Raw genomic sequence first — 21,240 nt, forward strand, 5'->3', positions numbered from 1 at the left:
AGCAAATGAGTAAGCAAACGAGCATTTTGCTTATTAAAATTTATATTTGATAGACAGATTTTTTCTACCTACACTCATCATATTAAAGAAAATTTTTTAACCTACACTCATTCAAGAACGTTCAAATCTGGTTAGAGTAACTCCAGTATTTTTCCATTCAGCCTTTTGGATCTAAACTATGAAAAATAGATATTCTTTTATTGGTGGTAAGCAAGGCACATGGCGAGTATTAGATGTGCGGGGTATTCTGGGATTGAGCCACTCCCCCGTTTTGAAAACGGGGGATTCAGGCATCAGACAGAGATTGCAGTCTGGGACTGTCTAACATCTCCTACGCCTAGAGTCGAACTCCCGACTCTTTTAATATTCAAACTGGCGTTTTCATCTCGGTCATTTTCAGATTGACATGAAGGACAACGCCAACGTCTAGTTGACAAATCTAGGCTTTCTAAGATATGTCCACAGCTAGAACAAGTTTTAGTGGATGGATACCATTGATCTACAAACACCACCTGTTTATGTTTCTTCTTGGCAACCCATTCTAAGATTTGTAGAAATTCACCAAAAGCCAAGTCTGATATCTTCCTACCCCAAAGACGTTGCATTCCTTTAAGGTTCAGGGTTTCAAAGCAGAGAACATCAAACCTCTCAGTTAGATCATGAGCTAGTTTCCAGAACCAGTCACGACGACGGTTGGAGATATCTTCATACCTGCGTACTAAATTCTTTCTAGCTTGTTCCCGATTAACTGAACCTTTTAATTTCTTAGAATGCTGTCTGCTGGCTTTTTGAATTGCGTTTAGGGATTGCTTAAAAAATTGGGGAGACTCAATTGTTGTACCGTCTGAGCAAGTGAGAAATGTTTTCAAACCAAAATCAAATCCCGCTATCTTACCAGTCGTGAATTTGGCTTCTGACTTACCCTCTTCATCAACAACAATAACCATAAACAATTCACCCAATGATGTACGCTTAATAGTTAGTGTTTTGACAGTTCCCTCTATTTCTCTGGATTTCCAAAACTGATAAACCTTATTCCCAATCTTTACCCTATTGCCACTCAGAAACTTATAACCAGCTTGTTTTAGGGTGAATGACTTGTATTTTTTAACCTTTTTAAATCCTGGTGGTTTAACTCCTTTCTTATTGTGTTTAAAAAATAATTGGTAGGCTTTCTCAATGCGCTGACAAATATCTTGTACTGCCTGAGAACCTACTGACTGCCAGAAAGAATTGCGCTTTCTCAGCTTGGAAATATGAGACTGAAGTTTTGCACAGCGAATGTGTTTGCCCCACATCCGATAGTAGCGTTTATGCAAAGCAATACAATGATTGTAGATTACCCCACTCGCGTTAATCATGCGCTTGAGGAATCTATTTCTTTTGTGCTGGTACAGTTTAAACTTCAGGGTTTTCATGTTAGTATTGTGCCACAAATAATGTCATGATGACGGCATAAGAAGATTAACTGTTAGATGTTCGGATGAAGAATACGAGATACTTGTGAAGTATTGTCACAAGAAAGAGCGTAGTTTAAATGATATTCTCAGAGAATTAATCAGAACTTTGACGGACAAATAAATTTGTCCTATCGCTTATATCCCCCGGCTGAAGCATGGGGGCTTTACGCATCACGACTCGTAAGTTTAGAACTTGTTGAAAGAATCAATGTGGTGAATGATGCTGTCACAAAATTGCCATCAGATAGTTTGTGGACTTTACAAGGTTTTAGCAGCAACGTTTCGCTATGCTGTGCGTGATGAAATAAATGTTCTTCAGGCAGTGCAACCTGTGTTAAATCACTCAGAAGCTGTTTTAGCAGTGCTGATCCCCATTAAAAAATCTGCCCAGTGGTGGGAAATGCCACAAGATGAGAGGCGCGCTATTTTTGAGGAAGAATCTCATCACACAGCAAATGGTTTGGAGTATCTTCCAGGCGTTGCACGTCGATTGCTTCACTGTCGTGATATTGAAGAACCATTCGATTTTCTCACATGGTTTGAATTTGCACCGGAACACACCAAGGGTTTTGATGAATTACTGTTGCGGATGCGCGCCAGCGTCCCGTAAAGAACGCAATGACATCCTAGATTTAATCGTGCCTACCTACTTAGTCTTGACTATTGACAGTTTAGTGAAGTTGTATAGAAATTTCAGACAGCTACAGCAGTCGCGTTACAATTTAGCTCAAAACACAATTTTGTATGCTGACTGAACAAAACAAAGCTCTCGTACTCCAGTTCTACAAAGCCTTTGACGATCGCAAAATAGAACAAGCCTTGGATCTTCTAGCTACTGATTTTGTTGCTCATTTAGCGGGTGTACCTGAACCATTAGATAGGGAAGGGTTCAAGCAATTTGGGATGTCATTTTATTTAGCCTTCAGCCAAGGTCAACACGTTTTTGATCAGGTGATTGTTTCTGAAGATAAAGTTGTAACCTGCGGAACATTCACAGCAACGCATCTTGGAGAATTCCAAGGACTCCCGCCAACAGGTAAGCAAATCACTTTGTCAATTATGCACATTGATCGAGTCGAGAACGGGAAAATTGTTGAGCATTGGGGTCAAGGCGATGCACTCGGACTGATGCAACAGTTAGGGATTGTTTTCTTGCCCGGTCTACAATTATTTCCACATATCCTCAAAGGTGTAGTATTCAAACTGTTGAAGAAATCTGCGTAGAAGCGAAGTTTGCATACAACCCAAAAACAGTTATGAATAAATCTCCAGTGAACCAGCAGCCTGTAGCAAAATGGTTTCGATATTGTTTGTTGCTCACAGCAATTTTTAATCTGTTTGGCGCAATTAGATTTGCACCTCCAGTTTACTATCCGGCTGATACTGTAATACTTCCAAAAGATGCAATATTTGTTCATTGGGTGATAGCATCATGGATTCTTATCTTAGGTGTGAGTTATGCTTGGCTAGCAATTAAAGCTAAAGTCGAGAATTTCTTTATTGCTGTAGCCGCAGCTTTTAAAATTGCGATCGCCATATTATTTTTTGCATTTTGCTTTAGAGGTGACTTGCCATTGACGTTTCTATTTGGTGGTTTTGGTGATCTCTTCTTTGCCTTTGCTTTTATTTTCTGGCTGTTTCAAACTCAACAAAGAAGTAAAATCTACACAGACTAATAACCCTAATGCAGTTATCAAACTTCTAACAGCCACTAAAGAATCAGAAAAAGCAGTATGGCAAAATCCACCAAAACTTACTGGAATCCATTGATTGTAGAACATCGAGAAGAATGGCAAGCGATCGCAGGCTTAGAACAAATTGCTGAAGAACTCACCCTTAGCATAGATGAAGAAACTGGCGAATACACGCGTTTAACTCGTTTTCATCCCGGTGCTGATACCACTCCGTTTGGTGCAAAAAGTCATCCCTATCCTGAAGAGATTTTTGTCGTTAGTGGTCGTCTTTATGATCAAGCTTTTGATATGTGGTTAGAAAGCGGACATTATGCAAGTAGACCACCGGGTGAGATTCATGGCCCATTCAAAACTGATATTGGATGTGTTGTGCTAGAAATATCATTTCCTAATCGTATCGAGTAACAAGTGATTCTTACTACTTTATAAACTTCATTGCTACCCCATTCATACAATAACGTTTACCTGTAGGTGCGGGGCCGTCGTCGGATACATGACCCAGGTGTCCACCGCAACGACGACAATTTTGCGGTAAGTCGGCGTTGCATAAATGCGGGATGAATCAGTTAATTACGAGTATTTCTCTATACTTTAAATAGTGAAGTAACAAGCGGATTGAGTATTTAAGCATATCTACTGACTTGGAATAGCATAATGTTTTGCGATAGCGAAGCGGTAGCGACGTTAGGAGCGTCTGTAAGCGTGCCAGATAATGACGTAAACGTGTATTTTCACCTTCTACTCTGGTCATATATGTTTTACTGACAATATGATCGCCTGGCTCAATAAAACTGGGGTAAACTTTCCATCCATCGGTAACATAAAAATAGCACTGCCAGCAGCAAACAATGTCCCACAAAGGTTTAAATGTTTTAGCACTATGATCTCCTAAAACCCAAGCTAAAATTCCTGGGCGAAAGTGGTTTACTGCTGTCCATAACCAAATTTTGTTTTTTTTGACCCTACGAAAGTTTCTAGTTCATCAAGTTCTCCTACTTTGAACGCTTTCGCCAAGCAGATAGTAGCCATACTCGGTCAAATAAAGGACTAGGTTTAGGGCTGGCGATCGCACGTCATCTGGTAGAACTGCATGGTGGTACAATACAAGCCCAAAGCCAGAGAATAGGACAAGGAGCAACATTTACGGTCAAATTGCCCATTGCAGAAGAAAGCAGAGGAGCAAATACCATTCAACATAATTGCAGTTGTTAGTAGTCTGAGTAAAATGTTTGGTAAAATCTGAGCAATTTAGTCATGCAGTAGGCGATCGTTTTCAAATTATTCCTGACAAGAAATAGTTGTTTGTCAATTAGCCATAACATCATCCAAATGCCTATTTCTTCTTTGGCTGAGGACGAGGAAAATTAGAAGGTGGCTTGAATTTCTCTACTGGTACATCGTGAAGTGCCTTCTGCATAAAATCACGCCAAATGGGAGTAACCATACCTCCACCTGTTGCACCCCTAGCTAATTGTCCGTTATCATCTCTACCTACCCAAATGGCTGTTGTTAACTGTGGTACTGTGCCAATAAACCAGATATCTCTTTCTGAAGAGGTTGTACCAGTTTTGCCAGCAACTGGACGGTTTAAAGCCGCACCTCTACCAGTTCCCTCCTTAACTGCTGATTGCAACACATCTAGAATGGCAGCTGATGCCCAAGGGTCAAGAACCTGACGAGGCTTGGGGGTATTATCTAATAATAAATCACCACTACTATTAGTCACACGGGTAATGAGTGTTGGAGAAGAGTGCCAACCATAATTAGCAAAAGTTGCATAGGCACTAGCCATCTCTAGTGGTGTAACACCAATCGCGCCTAATGGTAAAGAACTTACAGGTTCCATATGACTAGTAATTCCCAAGGTACGGCAAGTTTTGATCACATTATTTATTCCTACAGATTTACCAAGCTTCACCGTAGGGACGTTACGAGAAAGTGCTAAAGCAGTACGAATTGGCATTGCACCCTTAAAGGTATTATCGTAGTTGCGTGGAGAGTAAGTTTTATCCCCGTCAGGATAGCTGACTGGAGAATCTAGTACCGTTGTATCGGGCGTAAACTTGCCACTGGCAAAAGCAGTATAATAGACGAACGACTTAAAAGCAGACCCAGGTTGACGCTGGGCTTGAGTTGCACGGTTAAATTCGCTCTTTTGCGAATCAACACCACCTACTAAGGTTTTGACAAATTGACTACGTGGGTCTATTGCTACTAAAGCAATTTGATTGTTTTTTAACCCTCGTTCTTTAAGAGTTTTGTGCCATTTTTTCACAGTTTCTTCTGCAATTATTTGTAAGTCACTAGATACTGTTGTTTGCACCCGCATTCCACCTTTGAGTACAGCATCACGCCCAAATTTTTCTATTAATTCCTGTGATACGGCATTAGTAACGTAAGGAAAAACACTAGCTTTAAAAGATTTAATTTTACCTAATTGAATCTGTTGTCGAAGAGCATTATCATATTCTTGTTTGGTAATCCATTTTAATTCCCGCATCCTTCTCAAGACTTGCCTTTGCTTTTGTATAGCTAAATTCATGTCTACAAAAGGACTAAATTTTTCTGGAGCTTGGATAAGACCAGCCATCAAAGCTGACTCAGCCAAAGTTAAATCTTGTGCTGATTTATTGAAGTAAGACTGGGCTGCTGTTTGCACACCATAGTTATTATGACCCCAGTAAACTTGATTAAGATACAGTTCTAAAATTTGATCTTTATTGAGAATACGCTCTAGGTGAATCGCTAATATAGCCTCTGCTATTTTGCGGCTTAAAGCGCGATCGCGAGATAAAAACAGATTTTTTACTAACTGCATAGTGATGGTAGAACCACCTTCTTTCACAGTCCCTGCTGCCCAATTAACTAACGCAGCACGTCCTATACCTCCGGGGTCAATACCGTGATGATTGTAAAAATAACTATCTTCAATAGCTAAGACTGCTCTTTTTAGATGTGGAGAAATTTGATCTAAGGACACAAATTTTCTATTAACCTCTCCATGCAGTCCTACCAAAAGCTTACCTTTGATGTCATATATATATGTTGTTTCTGCTGGTACAAAGTTGCGTATTTGTCTAAGCTGTGGCAAATTATAGAAACTAATAAATAAACCAACTAACCCTCCTGTCACAATAGAAATTGCCAACATATTAATTGATAAGAGAGTACCACCTGTAACTAAACCTACTTTTCTCCAAAACTCAAAATTAGGTGAAGGCTGAATTAGTGGTTTTTCCTGTTCAATATTTTCTGATGAAGACACGATGGTTATATTTATTTACAAGGGTGAATTAAATCTTTAAACCTATAAGTTACACAGTTGCTCGTAAAATATTATGTTTTTGATTTGACATATTTATTCATTCATAAAAAATCTGACTTTATGATGTTATTAAAGATTGCAAATCAAGTTAATATATTTTCCCCATTTTTAGTGATTCATAATAAGAGGTATGCTATTAGCAATTATTTTTCTATGATAAAAGATAATTAATTATTACAGCCAATTTAAAAAGACAATTCTCTAACATAAGTTAGAAAAAATAGAATCAAAGGTAAGATATTTGTTCTATGCCCAACTATATTTACTGCTGCTTTCTTCGAGACCGAAGCCGCAATCGCTATTGATGTAAAAAGGGGGTGGCGATCGCAATGATGCCCAAAATAATCATGACAACACTTAATGCCATAGCTCATGCGGATAGTTGCAATGGGTGAAGCTGTCGGCATTCACTTAATTTTAGGTGCGTTGCTGAATTCAGGAGCTACAGGCTTCTCTATGCCTCCCCTGCTTGCCTCAATTGATCCCACTTTTATGCAACGCGATTTTAGGTTATATCTAGCTTGGTTGAAATTAAATTTGGTGTTACAAAAATACAAGTAGCCCATATAGTTCTTATTTGTTATTTGGCCGAGGGCGAGGAAAATTAGAAGGTCGCTTGAAGTTCTCGACTGGTACATTTTTAAGTGCATTTCGCATAAAATCGCGCCATATAGGAGCAACCGTGCCACCACCTGTTGCGCCGTAACCTAATCTTCTGTTATCGTCTCTTCCTACCCATATCGCAGTTGTCAATTGTGGTACAGTACCCACAAACCAAACATCCCTTTCTGATGAAGTTGTTCCTGTCTTACCAGCCGCCGGACGACCTATAGCCGCCGCCCTACCTGTACCGTTATTAATTACAGACTGCATCACATCAATCACAGATGCAGATGCCCAAGGATTTAAAACTAAACGAGGCTTAGGTGTATTGTCTATCAAAACATTGCCATTACTATCACTGACACGCATGATTAATGTAGTCGGTGATTGCCAGCCATAATTTGCCAAAGTAGCGTAGGCACTAGCCATTTCCACAGGCGTTACACCAATTGCACCTAAAGGCAAAGACGTGACAGGTTTCATCGGACTCGTAATACCCAAAGTCCGAGAGGTTTCAATAACTCTATTTAGACCTACAGCTTTGCCAAGTTTGATTGCTGGAATATTCCGAGATAGTGATAAAGCTGTGCGAATTGGTATTGCTCCCATGAAACTATTATCGTAGTTGCGTGGAGAGTACCAACCATTGCCATCACGATACCTGACTGGAGTATCCTGCACTATTGTATTGGGTGTGAACTTGCCACTAGCAAAAGCAGCATAGTAAACAAACGGCTTAAAAGCAGACCCTGGCTGACGACGGGCTTGGGTTGCTCGGTTGAACTCGCTAGTTTTAGCATCTACACCACCGACTAAAGCTTTAATAAAATGGGTGCGCGGGTCAATAGCTACTAAAGCTATTTGATTATTTCTTAATCCTTGGCGTTTTAGCCTTTGATGCCAACTCTTGACCGTTTTGTTGGCCATCATTTGCAATTTAGCATCAACGGTTGTTTGCACCCGCAGTCCACCTTTCAGCAGTGCATCACGTCCAAACTTTCTCACCAACTCTTGCGCTACGCTATTAGTTATATAAGGTGCAGCACTACCTTCTAAAGTTCTCTTGTTATTCAGTTGAATCTTTTGCTTAATAGCCTGATTATAATCCTGCTGGCTAATCCAGTTTAATTCCAGCATTCTCAACAGCACTTCTTTCTGCTTTTGTTTTGCTAATTCCAGGTTAATAAACGGGCTGAAATTTTCTGGTGCAGGAAGTAATCCTGCCATCATAGCTGATTCAGCTAAGTTTAAATTTGCGGCTGACTTATTAAAGTAATAACGCGCAGCCATTTGGACACCATAATTGTTATCACCCCAATAAACTTGATTGAGATACAGATCCAATATCTCATCCTTACTGAGAACTTGTTCTAAACGAATTGCCAGCACCGCTTCTGCTATTTTCCTTGTCAAAGTACGCTCTTGAGATAAAAACAAGTTTTTCACCAATTGCATGGTGAGAGTAGAGCCGCCTTCTTGCACTTCCCCAGCTTCTAAGTTAACCACTAAAGCACGCCCTACTCCAACAGGATCGATACCGTAATGGTTGTAAAAATCACTATCCTCACTGGCTAATACTGCCCGTTTCAGGTGAGGAGAAATTTTCTTTAAAGGAACTACTTCACGATTAACTTCTCCATGAATACTTGCCAATAACCTGCCTTTAATGTCATAGATATAAGTTGTTTCAGCAGGTACAAAATTTCTGATTGTTCTAACACTTGGTAAATCACGGAAACTAATAGCTAAACCAAGCAATCCCCCAGCTAGTACAGAACTTGTCAGCATGGTGATTGATAAAAGGGTACAACCGGTAATTTGACCCACCCCCTTCCAAAACTCTAAACTAGGCGAAGTCCGCATTGGCGGCTGCTTATCTTCAAAAGTCCTTAATGAAGACACGGCAATTTTATTTCCTCATTGAACTGCAATTGATTCAGCAAAGCCAAGCAAATAATTCTCGGCCACTGATAATAATTTGATAGTTATGAAGGTTGATATATTTCTAGCAAACATAACTTAATCCACTTATAAAGTATAAAGATTACTGAGTAGTATATCTTCTACTTAGAGGCAGAATTTTGTGACACCATAAGCGTCGATTAAATACAAAATATCCTTCAGCAGCATTCACTCTAACTGATGCGTGGAGAGACAGGCAAGACTCGTTTTTCTCCTATAAAGCTTATACAGGTTTATTTCTATACTTAGGACTATTGACACTATGACACTCCTCTATTTCTACTCAAATTACATTAAGCAATCACTAGTACAAGACAAATTACAAAAATTTTCGCAGGTTGTTAAATAAGCACCCAAACCTAACAATAGAACACCGATTACAGCAACGGTGTGTTCCACCACCAGAATATTCCCACGAGCGTCAGTTTATGCAGATGGTCTTTTCTGGAAAACTCTTTGCACTGATTGCTGTACTATCTTTCAGCCTAAGCATTGCTTTTGATAGATGTCTTATACAACTAAAACGGGGATAACCTAAGTTATAGAAATTTAATGATGGTGCTTAGGGTTTCTTCGAGAAACGACTACTTTTCATGAGAATTCTTTTCGTTGATGGCTATTTGTCCACTGTCTCAATGCCCAAAGACTAGTTAAAGCAGCTAATCCGGCCCCAAGAGAGTCCATAACTAAATCAATAATTGTGTCATCTAAACTTTCAATTACTTCAGTGCTAAGAACTTTCCCCGCAGACCATTCTGTAATTTCCCATAAAGCACCAATAGCGATGCCAAAACTGGTAATTGTTACCAGATATAAAAGTGTATGATTCCGAAATATGTTCAACATTGAACTGTAAACTAAAAAACTGAGAGCCAGGGTAATTGCAAAAGTCGTATAAGTATGAACAATCTCGTCATAAAGCCCTGGCTTACCAAATAAACCCCATACCCAACCAGTAGCATTTAGCAATGCAGCCAAGACAAATAAAAAATCAAACAAGGTGGGTAATTTATCATCTCGCACCACAAACACAAAAGATGCTACAAGGAAAAATGCTAGACCCACAGCATTTAACCATTTACCTTGAACTGCTGCGGCTATCACAAATATTGCCAATAGAGCTTGTCCTATCCAGGCAATAACTCGATAACCTTTCCAATTTAAAGTTTGCATATATACTTACCCAACAATAATTTTACGATTTCCAATTTTTAATATCGCTATCATTTTCTAAATTTTTAATAACTCGGTAATATCTTTCTTCTACATCTTTGCGGTTTTGTTCTTGTGAGAGTATTTATGTAATTTAAAGACAAAAATCTTGGGATTTTCTTTCTTCTACTTTCAAACAATATTGGAATAGGTAAAGCTGTAGCCAATGCCTCAAGGCTCACAGTTTTAATAGATTGTAATAAATTTATCAGGATTTTTAGTAATAAATATTCTGCACGTCCCAATTCTCGCTTGAGGTTTGTCTCGTAGAATTCTAGTAACATTATCATTAAATAGAGCTTGTTGCCAATGAAGGCTCTTTTTCTTTTACGACAAATTGCTCCACTCTTTGCAATATAAGCATTCTAAACCATTTTGTCCCCCCGCAAGAGTACCAGCACGTTCAGTTCCATGTTTCCGCAATACGCGAAACTATTCTAGCGTTAAAATTTTGCGCCACTCCTCATCATTTTTCATGATTTCAAATTTATTGTTGGCGATCGCCATAACTTGTGACTTACCTGTTAAATAGCGTGATAACAATACTGTGGCAACTGTTACTGCACCTGCTTGTAAAAAATATCGTTTTTTCATAATTTATTGGCAAATTTAGCTAGTTGTATTACTAGCTTGAACCTTGACTCTGAATTAGCCCTGATAAAATTATTAAAATTCTCTAAGAATAATGGTGATAGGAAACAGAGAACAAATAATTATGAGGTGTACTGAATTGCTCTGAGACTAAGAACCAGGCAAGCGATCGCTCAACAGCCATTGTGTCTTATTCGCTTCTGAATGACGATAGCCACAGCGAAAAATACAACGTTTATTATTGTGGTGATGTAGTTTAGCGCAGCGAACAGCACGTTTACCTTTGAGCATCACATAAATTTCTGCGGCTGAGAGCATCCCCAGAAGTGGTGCAGTAAAATAAACCCAAATATCTGTCCAATTGTGAGCGGGAATTGCTGATGCTAGAGTACGTGTTGGATTCATGCTCATCCCTGACAAGGGGGCTTCTATAGTAATGTAGATTGCAATGAGTATCCCTGAAAATATCCCCGTAAATGGGGCAAGTTTGGGAGTATTAGAGACAAATAAAATCATCAGCATCACCCCAAAAGAAATAATTATTTCAGCTAAAAAGGCGATACCTGTACCCTCCACACCAGGAATTGTAATAATGTAATTGACAGAGGGATGGGTAATTGCATTTCCCAATAGTGCGATCGCTAACAGTAATCCCATCAATCCGCCTAAAAATTGCGCCAGGATATAAAAAATCGCATCCCACAGCTGAATTTTGCCGAGGCGGAAGAAAGTGAATGTGACAACTGGATTGATATGTGCGCCGGATTGCTTACCCCAAGGAGAGTAGACGATCGCGATCGCAATTAACCCCATCGCTACTCCGATGATCAAGCGGCGTAAAATTGCTTCGTGAATAGTCTGTCTGATCATTGAAGCTGGATGCTCTAACACCGCAGTCACAATCGCCGCCAAAATCATAAAAATACCCAAACCCGCAGCTTCCATCAAATATTCAGGATAGTGTTTCCGTAGTGCCTGCAACATCATAACTTTGGATTTTGGATGAATCCATAACAAAAGTTGTTTCTGAGATAGTTTTGACTTACTGTTCTTGATAATTCCAAAGTAATCCTCCATCCACAAAAAAGGTACTACCTGTTATATAGTCAGCATCAGCAGAAGCGAGAAAAGTCACTAAGGAAGCTACATCTTGCGGTTTACCTAAGCGACTCAGGGGGATATTTTGTAATAATGCCCCCAACTTTTCTGGATCATTCAACAACTTAGTATTAATCGGCGTTTCTATTGCTCCTGGTGCAACATTATTAATAGTTATTCCCAGCGCACCCAACTCAACTGACAAATTACGAGTCAGCATTTTTATTCCACCTTTACTAGCACAATAAGCTGTAAAATTAGGAAATGGTAATTCTTCATGCACCGAACTAATATTAATGATTTTTCCAGTTCTTTGAGTAGCAATTAAATGTTGAACAAAGCTTTGAGTAGCGAAGAAAACACCTTTTAAATTAACATTCATCACAGCATCATAATCTGCTTCTGTGACTTCCCAAAAAGGTGCGTGTTTTTCAATGCCAGCATTATTTACCAAAATATCTAATTTGCCAAAATGGTGAATACTTTCTGCAATTAATTGACGCACTTCCTCAACACTACCCAAGTCAGCTTGTACGGTGTAACCATGAGATTTAGGACATTGAGCCATGTGACACTTACCATCAAAAGCATCTACCTTGGCTAAAGTTTCCTCTGCTCCTTCTGGATGAGAGCGATAGTTAATCACAACATTTGCCCCAGCTTGGGCAAGATGTAAAACAATTCCTTGTCCAATGCCTTGACTGCTACCTGTAACCAAAGCAACTTTACCTTGTAAATTCATGATTTTCTCTTGATTAATTTTTAACTTCTTAAAGTAGCAGCCCCAAAAGTAGCATTAAACCTGCGACACCAAATAGCAACAGATTTATAATCGGCTAAGTTAATTTTTTGAGGAATGAGATAACGTTGTTTGCCTCTAAATTTTCGTAATGGGGCTATGACAATATAATCTCCTCTTCTTAAAGGATAAGCTGGCGGACGAGTTGCACCAATGACGTTATGAGAACGGTGTAAAACTATAACTAGGTCTGGGCCTGATGTAGAAGTTTTAAATGACTGCTCAAGCTCAATAAATGATTTGCCATCTTGGGTAGTAATGTTGACTGTTCCTTGAGTTGTGTGTTCTCCAGAAACAAATGTGCCAGACTTGATATTATTTTTCGCTGAAGATTTAGCAGGCTGTGGGGAAGACTGCATTTGAGTTAATAGTATGGAAGTATTGGCATTTGCACTAACAAGATTTGTGAGCAACTGTTTATTTGATAATTCTTGGACACAACCACCCATAAACAGAGAAACTAGACTAAATCCGAGCAAATATTTCAATTGCATAAAAAAAATCTCCTGAATGTAACAACCATTCGTTTCAGTTGGCATCTCAACCTGAAATTAATTATTATTTAAATAATTAGTTAATAAATTATGAGCATCTAAGAAATTGCATCGATAAAGCTGATTTTTGGTTTAGAAAATTATGAAAATTTTCTCAGCAAAATTTAAGCATATCTCCGTTATGCTTCTAGAGGATTTGGAGCAGTTATGTGAGAGCTAAGAAGAATTTTTCCGAATGGCTAGGGCAGGTGATTGCTGAGATTGTAGCCAAGGAAGAAGCTCTTTAGCTTCCCAGGAGGATTTCCCCGCCTTGGGCAATCAACCTAATCTTTTTCAGGATGCCAGATTTATGCACAATTTGCTGAATATACCCTACTGCATCCATATTTTTGGGCTATTCTTGTAGACTAGATTAGTCCAGCATCAATCTCAAATTGGCATGACTCAGGGGCAAAAAACTGCAATTGAAGGTATCTATGAAGTCTGTATTGGTGTTCCCGATGCAATTTTTGCGATTCAATACTGGGAACAATTTGGCTATCGTATCGGCCAAATGGGTGAACTATCTCCTAGTGCAGCTGATCAATTGTATGGGGTAAATTCAGGTTTACGCTCGATTCGCCTTTACCACCAAAATGCAGATCATGGTTTAATTAGGTTGATGGTGTGGCAAAATCCCACAAATCCAGGGTTGGGGTTAGCTTCAATGAAAATTAAGGGCAATCGTTGGGCTACTAGTTTAACTGGTGATGTTTTAACCATTTTAAATCATGCAGAGGAAGCAAAAGCCGCCGGGCGGGCTATCCGCTATACTCCTCCTTACTGGGAAATAATTTACCAAAAAGAGCAAAAAAATCGTCCTTTTATCGATCCTGTGGTAGGGGTGCGCGAAATGTTGTTATTGCAACCATTGACTCGACAGGTTTTGTTTCAAAGGTTTGGCTATAGCATCCCTAATTACGGTGAAATTAACCACGAATGCGCTTTTGGGACTAGCCAGTTTACCCACATGGGGATTATTGTTCAGGATGATAGCAAGGAAAGCCTGAAATTTTACGAAGAAGTTTTGGGTTTGCTGCGGGTGCGTGATGATGTGGAAACTAGCTATGAATCTTCTCTAGCGGGGAGAGATATTTTTGATTTACAACCAGGGGAAAAGTTTATTGTCACTACCTTTGATGATCCCCGTTCCTCTAAGTCTGACATGATGGCGGCGCGGAGTGGAAGGTTGTATGTGATTCGGTTTCCCAACGCGATGAATTTAGAGTCAAGGTTTGAAGCAGCACAACCTGGTAGTTTGGGGATGTCACTCTATACTTACCGGGTGCAGGGAATAGAAACATATTGCGATCGCATCCAGGCTAGTCCTGTGCCAAAATTTACTAGTATTGTCGAAAATGAGTTTAGAGAGAAAAGTTTCTCGTTTATTGCGCCGGATGGGTACTTCTGGAATTTAGTGGAAGGCTAAATAAGTCGAAAATGCCGAAAAAATCGCTAGTCTTAATTTTACTGGTTGTAATGTCTGCATTACTAGTGGCGATCTCATCTACAGCCATGAGCATTTATTCGTATGGAAATAATACTCATAATCTCAAAGCAGATGCAGCAATTGTCTTGGGTGCAGCTGTCTGGGGAGAAGAACCTTCACCAGTCTTTCGAGAACGCATTAACCACGCCGTTAACTTATATAAAAATGGCGATGTGAAGCAGATGATTTTTACTGGTGGTGTTGGGGACAAGGATGAACCCGCCGAAGCTATAGTCGGTAAAAACTATGCGATTCAGCAAGGGGTAAAAACAGCCGATATTCTCACTGAAACGCAGTCGCGCACAACGCGCCAAAACCTCAACAATGCTGGGGAAATCGCATCTCTTCACCAATTAACTAAGTGTCTCATCGTGAGTGACCCTTTGCATCTCAAACGAGCTGTATGGATGGCGCGAGATTTAGGTATGGATGCTTATCCATCGCCTACGCCTACTACCCGCTATCGTAGTTTGCAAAGCCAAATACCTTTTTTAATGCGCGAAACCTATTTTTATTTTGTCTATCTGATATTTAAAATTTAGTCACCGTTAGCTTCAAACCAGAATCGAGGCGGGGTACTTTGAGATAATCTACTGGTTCAGTAAGTTGCGGAATTTGCTTACTTGCTGATTCTTGACATTTTTTTAAGACAGCATCAGGATTTTCCAGAAATTCTAGTGGGTTGATGTTTTTACATCCTGTTTCTTGTACCACTGTCAGAGAACTGGCGGTATCTTGAAGATTATTGGTTTGGTTAATGGGATTGTTCCACTGACTATTGATGGTGACTGGTTCTATCAACAAAGCCGCAGCTTCATGACGTTCGCCGATGATTTCGAGGGAATTTTCTGGGTTAGCATAGGCAGTTTGGCTAACTGCGATCGCACCCATTACTAAAACTAAGCTTATATAAAAATATTTCATCAAAAACCTCAGTTATCTAGAATTTAAAAAGACGAATTACAAATTTGTATCAAGTACAGTTCTAGCAAAAATATTTCGACAAGTCTATGGTGTTAACTAAACTCAATCGGCTCTAATTTTTGTGCATAAATTAAATCACAATACTAAATCATTGGTGAGAGCCTAGAACCCCAGTTTATCTGAAAAATCGGGGTTCTGAAACAAATTAAATCTGTAAGCTTTTCCTACGGTAAAACCAAGTCTGTAATTAAAGCTGCATGGTCAGAATTAGCATTACCTCCAATATAAGTTCTAGCAACTTGGAAATGTTTACTAACAAAACAGTGGTCAATGGGAATATTCATCAGTGGAATCAACCAATGGGCGAAGTTTACATGAGTTGCAGGTCTAGGCCAGCTAGGTAAAATCCCGAAACCTAAGCGGGTATTATGTAACTTAGTTTTATTAACAAACTTCCGATAATAAGGCGACCACGGCGTTAAATTAAAATCTCCGGCTAAAATCAATGGCTGATTTAATCCTTGAATATATTCCGTTATTGCTGCTAATTGCAGATTACGACTGCGAAAAGTGGCTGGCTTTACAGGCACGAGTGGATGAGTTCCTATAAAAGTAATCGGTCGTTTATTTATTTCTAAAGTTGCAACTAGGTTATGCTTGGCTTTTTTGTTGAAATTATCTGCTCTCGCATCTTGAATAGGAAACCGACTAAAAAGAGCTATTCCACCACCAGAGCTTCTAAAAGCATAAGGCAAATTTGGTTTTAATTGAGATTGAATTATTTCAAAAGAGGTTTGATTAATTTCCAGCAATAATGCTACATCAGGTTGATTATCTGCTACTAAATCGACAATTTTATTGTGTTCATTATTTTGGGTATTGATATTAAAAGATAAAATCCGTATAGTTTTAGCTGCATTACCAGCTACTTGTTGAGTATGGGATAGATACCAAGGCAACACCTCAACTAAATTTAGTCCTAGCAATAATACAGCAGTGAAAAATAGTATTTTGTGCTTTATATATCTTATTCTCCAAAGAATAAATAAAAGAATACTCACTAGCAATGATATGATCAGATACTGGTAGCGGAAATGAGTGACTAATTCTAGCGGCCAAGACCAGGCAATGTAAGTAAATAATGATAATAATCCTAAGACAGATAAAGTAGCGATCGCCACAATTAAAGTTAGTCGTTGCCACATAAAATTAATTTACGTAAGTATCACCAATTAACATCAAGCACACTTACCTGTTTTTCGGATTAGCATACCATCATTTAAATCAATGAAAGCCCTACCGGAAGGTGGCAAAAAGTAGTTGAATAAGTACCAGTAACTAACCTAAAAATTTTGCTCATGAGAATTTGGGCTGCGACAGTTGTACTCACTTCTTCTTTGGTAATCTCTGGGGTTCTTCATCCCTCAGTTTTCGCCAACAATGCTAAGACACCTTCTCAGTCAACATCTCAGTCCCAGTCGAACAAAGCACAACAAATTAACGTTCGTAAAGCTGAGTTTGGCATCGCTAAAATTGACTCTGAAGGGATATTGAACTTTACTCCCTCAACTAAAGTACCGCTAGCAGAAGGTAACAAATACGGCTGGCGAATTCAACTGCAAAATATTCAGGGTGAAGTCAGATGGCGGGAAGTCATACGATTACCAAAGCCTCCAGAAACCTGGGCTACAGATAACGGTGAAAACTTCACATTATCACCAGATGGAGTTGAAGCTATTTCCAATCGCACACAGTTAGCGAAGGATGGTGTGATTGAGAATTTTTGGACGATCGCACCCGGTGATCCTCCAGGTAAGCATACAATACACGTATATGTTGATGACCGTCTCGTCGGTAATTTTGAATTTGAACTTTTACCTAAAGGGGGACAAGAGCAGAAGAATACAAGGTAAACTTCTGTTAAGTATTAAGCAACTTTAACATAACCCTCAGATTGTTACAAAATTTCAGAAACCCAGTTTTAAAAAACCGGGTTTCTTGAGTTTCAAGTAATAATTCACAACTGTCATAACAGTTACTTGCAGAGTATCTTGGAGATAGAGGTTTGATATTTGTGGAGTAGCGATCGTGAATACAGAAGAATTTCTGCGATTGATGGCAAAACAGCGTCCCTGTCCTCAAACACTACCAAAAGCACTGCAAGCCTTGTGGCATGACAAACAAGGTGATTGGAATCAAGCCCATGATATTGTGCAGGATGCCCGTGATGCAGATAGTGCTTGGGTTCATGCTTACCTACACCGCAAAGAAGGTGATTTGAATAATGCCCATTACTGGTATCAACGCAGTAGTCAGCCAGCATTTAGCGGGGATATCAACCAAGAATGGGAACAGATAACTTCTTTCTTATTGAAGAAGGTAAATACAACAAATGGATGCTGAGGAAATCAAACGGCGATATCAAGCAGGGGAGAGATATTTCTCCGCCGCCAACTTAATTAAAGTTAAGTTAATTGCTGCCTATTTGCCTGGGATCAATTTATGGGGAGCAGATTTAACTGGTGCTAACCTAGCTAGAGCAAAAATGTGGGGAGCAGACTTAAGCAGAGCAAATCTAGCCAATGCCAACTTGACTAGAGCAAATTTGTGCGGAGTCAAACTAAATGAGGCCAATCTGCGGGGAGCTAAACTTAATTTTACTAAGTTGTATGGAGCAGATTTAACTGGTGCTTATTATGATGAAACCACCCGCTTTTCTAGAGGTTTTGATCCTGTTAGTAGAAATATGCGGAAGTTTTGACTTAGCCACAAATGTGGTTATTTACTAGATAACTAGCACTCTACTTTTATCCATTTTCCAGCAACCTCACCACCCATCAGGCATAGTTAATTCAAGATTCTTCGGCGGCGGGTAGTGGGAATATTTCGCCAGATAAATATGCTGAAAAGTGCTTTTGGAAGTATAACCAAGATGTCATATCTTCACCATCATTCAGAGCTTTTGGAGCTTGCTTATATAAAGGTACGCGATGATTAATTTCATCTTGGAGTAACTGAGGCAATTCGGTTAAACCCTTGACTTTACTACCAAATGCACTATATATCAGATAACCGGGGCGATCGCTCATTTTCATCCAAGGCAACCATTGACCAATCCTATCCCAACTTAGCCGCAATTGTGAAACTGAAGTTAATTCTGAGTTAAATAAATCTGCGGTTGGTACTGTGAGTTTAAATAATTCTGCGGCTTGATAAGTTTCATAGGGGCTATATTCAGCTAATTTTGGATCGTCAGCTAAAGGGTTGGGATATGTAGGGAAAATGTCAAACACAAAAGTTGTGTTTTCTCCTTCTAATTGGGCGGGAAATTTGCCTTTAAAACAGCCCTGTACAGGATTATTTGCTACATGAATTACTGGGACTATTTCACCTGTCCAGGGATTTTCCCATTTGCGTAAAATTTCCTCTGTTTCTGGATTTAAATAATAGGTTAGTTCCCTAGAAGTAAAATCCCAGCTACCTACTTCTTGTGGAATGCACCTACTCACACTCAAACCCAAAATTTTAAACAGCAGTTTTCTTTTCTGTCCAGGAATAAAAGCGTAAATTTTGCCTGTCCAGGTAAGAAAAGTTGATTCAGTTGAGTCAAGAGAAGAACGAGTTTTTACCCAATATTGAGCATCTAATTCTTGAGTTTGGAAAACCATATATAAAATCCTTAAATAATTCGTAATTCGTAATTCGTAATTCGTAATTAGTCAATAGTTACTCTCCCCTGTCACCTGTCACCTGTCCCTTGTCCTCTAAACCCCTACACCCTTTTGACTATCAAGGCGACGAAATAAAAATAACCACAGGGGTAAAGAACTGTTAATGGCGATGAGCCGCACCAAATGACCTGTTGTCACAATTTCTACATTATGATCTAATGCCAGTGAAACCAAGATCATTTCTGCTGCTCCCCCTGGTGCGGTGACTAATAAACAAGTCAACCAGTCCCATGAGGTTAATTCCATTGCTAGTATAGTCGCGATCGCACCAGCAATTAAAGTCATAACTACAGACATTAAAGCGTAACCTATAGCTCTTTTGCCAAAGGTGGGTTTTTCTCCCCAATATTCGCCAATGGTGATTCCCAGCAGTGTTTGACCAATAATATTGATCAATTGTGGTGGGTTGAAATTAATATCACTGACAAATGGCAACCAACCTAACACAGAATTAAATGTGAGTCCTAATAGTAATGCACCAAAAAAATCCCCCGCAGGTAGGTTGAAAATGGCAACAACATAAACTATGAGGGCGGTGATTGGCAATGCTAATGCTAATAATTCTAATTGTGATAGATCAAAATTCAGCCAAGCACTATTAGCTGATAGGGTTGGTAAATTCCAGTTATTCCCAACTGCTGTTCTGGCAATGAAGGGAATCAGTAAAACTACAGAGGTGGCGCGAATAGCCTGCACCATTGCTACCAATGTAACATTTTTATCATAATCAGCTGCGATCGCTGACATCACCCCCACACCCCCAGGAACTGTAGCTAGCATTGCGGTTAAAAGATTGGTTTTACTCAAGCGCGAGTAGATATAGCCAATACAGCCACCACACAACAGTAAAAATAGGGTCAACAACATAAATATAGGAATTCCAGCCGCTAGGCTAGTTAAATCACTATTAGCATTGGTAGCACCAACTGTCAGCCCTACTAACGCCATCCCAACTTTTCTCGCCATCCGATTCGGTCGGGGAGAATACTGATAAAATATGCGACAGCATTGCAAAATCACTGTACCCGCAGCAATACCGCCAAATATCCACGAAATTCCGCCAAAGTGTAACTTTGTTAATGCTACAGCTAGGGGAAAGGACAACAGCATTTCCAAGGTAAGGACTATGAGTTGTTTCCCTATTAGCTGTGGTTTGGCAACTCCAATCTGTTGATTAATGGTTTCCTCTAGAGTGGAAACAGGACTTACACTTTGATTCATCTATACGCGGGTTGAAATTAATTTAACTATATAAATAATTAAAGGTTCGTAGTAAGGACTTTAGTCCTAAAAGAAGGACTAAAGTCCTTACTACGAACTCAAACACAATAATTTTACATTAATCAACATAGTTAGGTTTATGCAGCAAGCCCTACTTAGACATTGACCAAATTTAAACAATTATCAGTTAGTTGATAACTGATAACTGTTCACTGATTCAATCCTCGTCTAAGGCCGGAAATGCTTCTTCAAACTTCCATAATTCATCTTTATTGTTGAGAAACCATGTTCTAGTCACTGGTGTCAATTGTTCCCAAATAATATCACCGGGAATATGAGGAGAGGCATAGCGATATTTTTGCCCAAGTAATTGTAAATTCTCCGCTACTTCATCCGGAATACCAAATTCTTGCCAATCAACTTGGATGTATCTACCTGCAACCCCAGATGTAGGGTCAAATACTAATTGTGCGGTTCTGATTAAGTCAGCAAAGTGTGTTGCTTTAAGTGATTCTTCATGCTCGTAAGACATATTCGCTGGAGTAATAAAAGGTGTGTGAAGTTTGAATTTACTACCAGAGATTTTGCTTCCAATACT

The 21,240-nt window shown here is 39.3% G+C and carries 24 protein-coding genes and 4 pseudogenes; 12 read left to right on the plus strand and 16 right to left on the minus strand.

Going from position 1 to position 21,240, the window contains the following annotated elements; all coding sequences use genetic code 11:
- Positions 1–293 precede the first annotated feature (293 nt).
- Positions 294–1,418: a transposase gene (locus tag VB693_RS14945; protein WP_323266950.1), complete on the minus strand. Its 1,125-nt coding sequence runs from the start codon at positions 1,416–1,418 to the stop codon at positions 294–296.
- Positions 1,419–1,455: 37 nt separating this feature from the next.
- Here VB693_RS14945 and VB693_RS14950 point away from each other — a divergent pair, with 37 nt between their 5' ends.
- The 5 genes from VB693_RS14950 (at position 1,456) to VB693_RS14970 (ending at position 3,559) form a co-directional block, all read left to right on the plus strand.
- Complete coding sequence (locus VB693_RS14950; RefSeq protein WP_323266995.1) at positions 1,456–1,581, plus strand: ribbon-helix-helix protein, CopG family; 126 nt, start codon at positions 1,456–1,458, stop codon at positions 1,579–1,581.
- Positions 1,582–1,677: 96 nt separating this feature from the next.
- Positions 1,678–2,070 (plus strand): chlorite dismutase family protein, encoded by a 393-nt coding sequence (locus tag VB693_RS14955; RefSeq protein WP_323266951.1) that lies wholly within the window; start codon positions 1,678–1,680, stop codon positions 2,068–2,070.
- Between the two features lie 134 nt (positions 2,071–2,204).
- Complete coding sequence (locus VB693_RS14960) at positions 2,205–2,684, plus strand: ester cyclase (protein ID WP_323266952.1); 480 nt, start codon at positions 2,205–2,207, stop codon at positions 2,682–2,684.
- 32 nt (positions 2,685–2,716) lie between these two features.
- Positions 2,717–3,136, plus strand: coding sequence for a hypothetical protein (locus VB693_RS14965; protein WP_323266953.1), 420 nt, complete (start codon positions 2,717–2,719; stop codon positions 3,134–3,136).
- 57 nt (positions 3,137–3,193) lie between these two features.
- A complete protein-coding gene (locus VB693_RS14970) occupies positions 3,194–3,559 on the plus strand; it encodes a cupin domain-containing protein (protein WP_190697815.1) in 366 nt (121 codons plus the stop codon).
- 13 nt (positions 3,560–3,572) lie between these two features.
- Here the strand turns inward: VB693_RS14970 and VB693_RS14975 are convergent.
- Together VB693_RS14975 and VB693_RS14980 are read right to left on the minus strand one after the other, a co-directional pair.
- Positions 3,573–3,680 (minus strand): annotated as a pseudogene (locus tag VB693_RS14975) (peptide-methionine (R)-S-oxide reductase); the annotation flags it as partial.
- Positions 3,681–3,716: 36 nt separating this feature from the next.
- Positions 3,717–4,153: pseudogene (locus VB693_RS14980) on the minus strand (IS1 family transposase); the annotation flags it as partial.
- On the opposite strand from VB693_RS14980, the pseudogene VB693_RS14985 reads away from it, so the two are divergent.
- Positions 4,151–4,366: pseudogene (locus VB693_RS14985) on the plus strand (ATP-binding protein); the annotation flags it as partial. The pseudogenes VB693_RS14980 and VB693_RS14985 overlap by 3 nt on opposite strands.
- A gap of 121 nt (positions 4,367–4,487) precedes the next feature.
- Here VB693_RS14985 and VB693_RS14990 read toward each other — a convergent pair.
- A complete protein-coding gene (locus VB693_RS14990; RefSeq protein WP_323266954.1) occupies positions 4,488–6,419 on the minus strand; it encodes a transglycosylase domain-containing protein in 1,932 nt (643 codons plus the stop codon).
- A 432-nt stretch (positions 6,420–6,851) separates the two neighbouring features.
- Between VB693_RS14990 and VB693_RS14995 the strand changes: the two genes are divergently transcribed.
- Positions 6,852–7,040 (plus strand): hypothetical protein, encoded by a 189-nt coding sequence (locus VB693_RS14995; RefSeq protein WP_323266955.1) that lies wholly within the window; start codon positions 6,852–6,854, stop codon positions 7,038–7,040.
- Between the two features lie 12 nt (positions 7,041–7,052).
- Here VB693_RS14995 and VB693_RS15000 read toward each other — a convergent pair whose 3' ends face one another.
- The 7 genes and pseudogenes from VB693_RS15000 to VB693_RS15030 form a co-directional block, all read right to left on the minus strand.
- The gene (locus VB693_RS15000; protein ID WP_323266996.1) at positions 7,053–8,945 is read right to left on the minus strand and encodes a transglycosylase domain-containing protein; all 1,893 of its coding nucleotides are present in this window, start codon (positions 8,943–8,945) and stop codon (positions 7,053–7,055) included.
- Positions 8,946–9,635: 690 nt separating this feature from the next.
- Entirely contained in the window at positions 9,636–10,217 is a 582-nt protein-coding gene (locus VB693_RS15005; protein WP_323266956.1) for a hypothetical protein, read from the minus strand.
- Positions 10,218–10,351: 134 nt separating this feature from the next.
- Positions 10,352–10,540 (minus strand): annotated as a pseudogene (locus tag VB693_RS15010) (IS4 family transposase); the annotation flags it as partial.
- 148 nt (positions 10,541–10,688) lie between these two features.
- Positions 10,689–10,850 (minus strand): hypothetical protein, encoded by a 162-nt coding sequence (locus VB693_RS15015; protein WP_323266957.1) that lies wholly within the window; start codon positions 10,848–10,850, stop codon positions 10,689–10,691.
- 147 nt (positions 10,851–10,997) lie between these two features.
- The gene (locus VB693_RS15020; RefSeq protein WP_323266958.1) at positions 10,998–11,864 is read right to left on the minus strand and encodes an MIP/aquaporin family protein; all 867 of its coding nucleotides are present in this window, start codon (positions 11,862–11,864) and stop codon (positions 10,998–11,000) included.
- A gap of 25 nt (positions 11,865–11,889) precedes the next feature.
- The gene (locus VB693_RS15025; protein WP_323266959.1) at positions 11,890–12,687 is read right to left on the minus strand and encodes a glucose 1-dehydrogenase; all 798 of its coding nucleotides are present in this window, start codon (positions 12,685–12,687) and stop codon (positions 11,890–11,892) included.
- 20 nt (positions 12,688–12,707) lie between these two features.
- On the minus strand, positions 12,708–13,238 hold the full coding sequence (locus VB693_RS15030) for a DM13 domain-containing protein (RefSeq protein ID WP_323266960.1): 531 nt from the start codon (positions 13,236–13,238) through the stop codon (positions 12,708–12,710).
- Between the two features lie 439 nt (positions 13,239–13,677).
- Between VB693_RS15030 and VB693_RS15035 the strand changes: the two genes are divergently transcribed.
- Positions 13,678–14,706 carry a VOC family protein gene (locus VB693_RS15035; RefSeq protein ID WP_323266961.1) on the plus strand — a complete coding sequence of 343 codons (1,029 nt, stop codon included), beginning with the start codon at positions 13,678–13,680 and terminating at the stop codon, positions 14,704–14,706.
- An 11-nt stretch (positions 14,707–14,717) separates the two neighbouring features.
- Positions 14,718–15,308 (plus strand): YdcF family protein, encoded by a 591-nt coding sequence (locus tag VB693_RS15040; RefSeq protein WP_323266962.1) that lies wholly within the window; start codon positions 14,718–14,720, stop codon positions 15,306–15,308.
- Here VB693_RS15040 and VB693_RS15045 read toward each other — a convergent pair.
- Both VB693_RS15045 and VB693_RS15050 read right to left on the minus strand, forming a co-directional pair.
- Positions 15,298–15,690: a hypothetical protein gene (locus VB693_RS15045; RefSeq protein ID WP_323266963.1), complete on the minus strand. Its 393-nt coding sequence runs from the start codon at positions 15,688–15,690 to the stop codon at positions 15,298–15,300. The two genes, VB693_RS15040 and VB693_RS15045, sit on opposite strands and share 11 nt — an antisense overlap.
- 224 nt (positions 15,691–15,914) lie before the next feature.
- Entirely contained in the window at positions 15,915–16,895 is a 981-nt protein-coding gene (locus VB693_RS15050) for an endonuclease/exonuclease/phosphatase family protein (RefSeq protein WP_323266964.1), read from the minus strand.
- A 153-nt stretch (positions 16,896–17,048) separates the two neighbouring features.
- On the opposite strand from VB693_RS15050, the gene VB693_RS15055 reads away from it, so the two are divergent.
- The 3 genes from VB693_RS15055 (at position 17,049) to VB693_RS15065 (ending at position 18,451) form a co-directional block, all read left to right on the plus strand.
- Positions 17,049–17,603, plus strand: coding sequence for a hypothetical protein (locus tag VB693_RS15055; RefSeq protein ID WP_190697840.1), 555 nt, complete (start codon positions 17,049–17,051; stop codon positions 17,601–17,603).
- 175 nt (positions 17,604–17,778) lie between these two features.
- Positions 17,779–18,093, plus strand: a complete 315-nt coding sequence (locus tag VB693_RS15060) for a hypothetical protein (protein WP_323266965.1) — start codon at positions 17,779–17,781, stop codon at positions 18,091–18,093.
- Entirely contained in the window at positions 18,083–18,451 is a 369-nt protein-coding gene (locus tag VB693_RS15065; protein WP_323266966.1) for a pentapeptide repeat-containing protein, read from the plus strand. Before VB693_RS15060 ends, VB693_RS15065 begins: the two co-directional genes overlap by 11 nt.
- A gap of 91 nt (positions 18,452–18,542) precedes the next feature.
- Here VB693_RS15065 and VB693_RS15070 read toward each other — a convergent pair whose 3' ends face one another.
- The 3 genes from VB693_RS15070 to VB693_RS15080 all read right to left on the minus strand — a co-directional run bounded on the left by VB693_RS15070 (position 18,543) and on the right by VB693_RS15080 (position 21,174).
- Positions 18,543–19,358 (minus strand): DUF1838 domain-containing protein, encoded by an 816-nt coding sequence (locus VB693_RS15070; protein WP_323266967.1) that lies wholly within the window; start codon positions 19,356–19,358, stop codon positions 18,543–18,545.
- Positions 19,359–19,454: 96 nt separating this feature from the next.
- Entirely contained in the window at positions 19,455–20,642 is a 1,188-nt protein-coding gene (locus VB693_RS15075) for an AbrB family transcriptional regulator (RefSeq protein ID WP_323266968.1), read from the minus strand.
- Between the two features lie 217 nt (positions 20,643–20,859).
- Positions 20,860–21,174, minus strand: a complete 315-nt coding sequence (locus VB693_RS15080) for a hypothetical protein (RefSeq protein WP_323266969.1) — start codon at positions 21,172–21,174, stop codon at positions 20,860–20,862.
- Positions 21,175–21,240 lie beyond the last annotated feature (66 nt).

This window comes from Anabaena sp. UHCC 0399 (genome assembly GCF_034931465.1).
GTDB lineage: Bacteria > Cyanobacteriota > Cyanobacteriia > Cyanobacteriales > Nostocaceae > Trichormus > Trichormus minutissimus.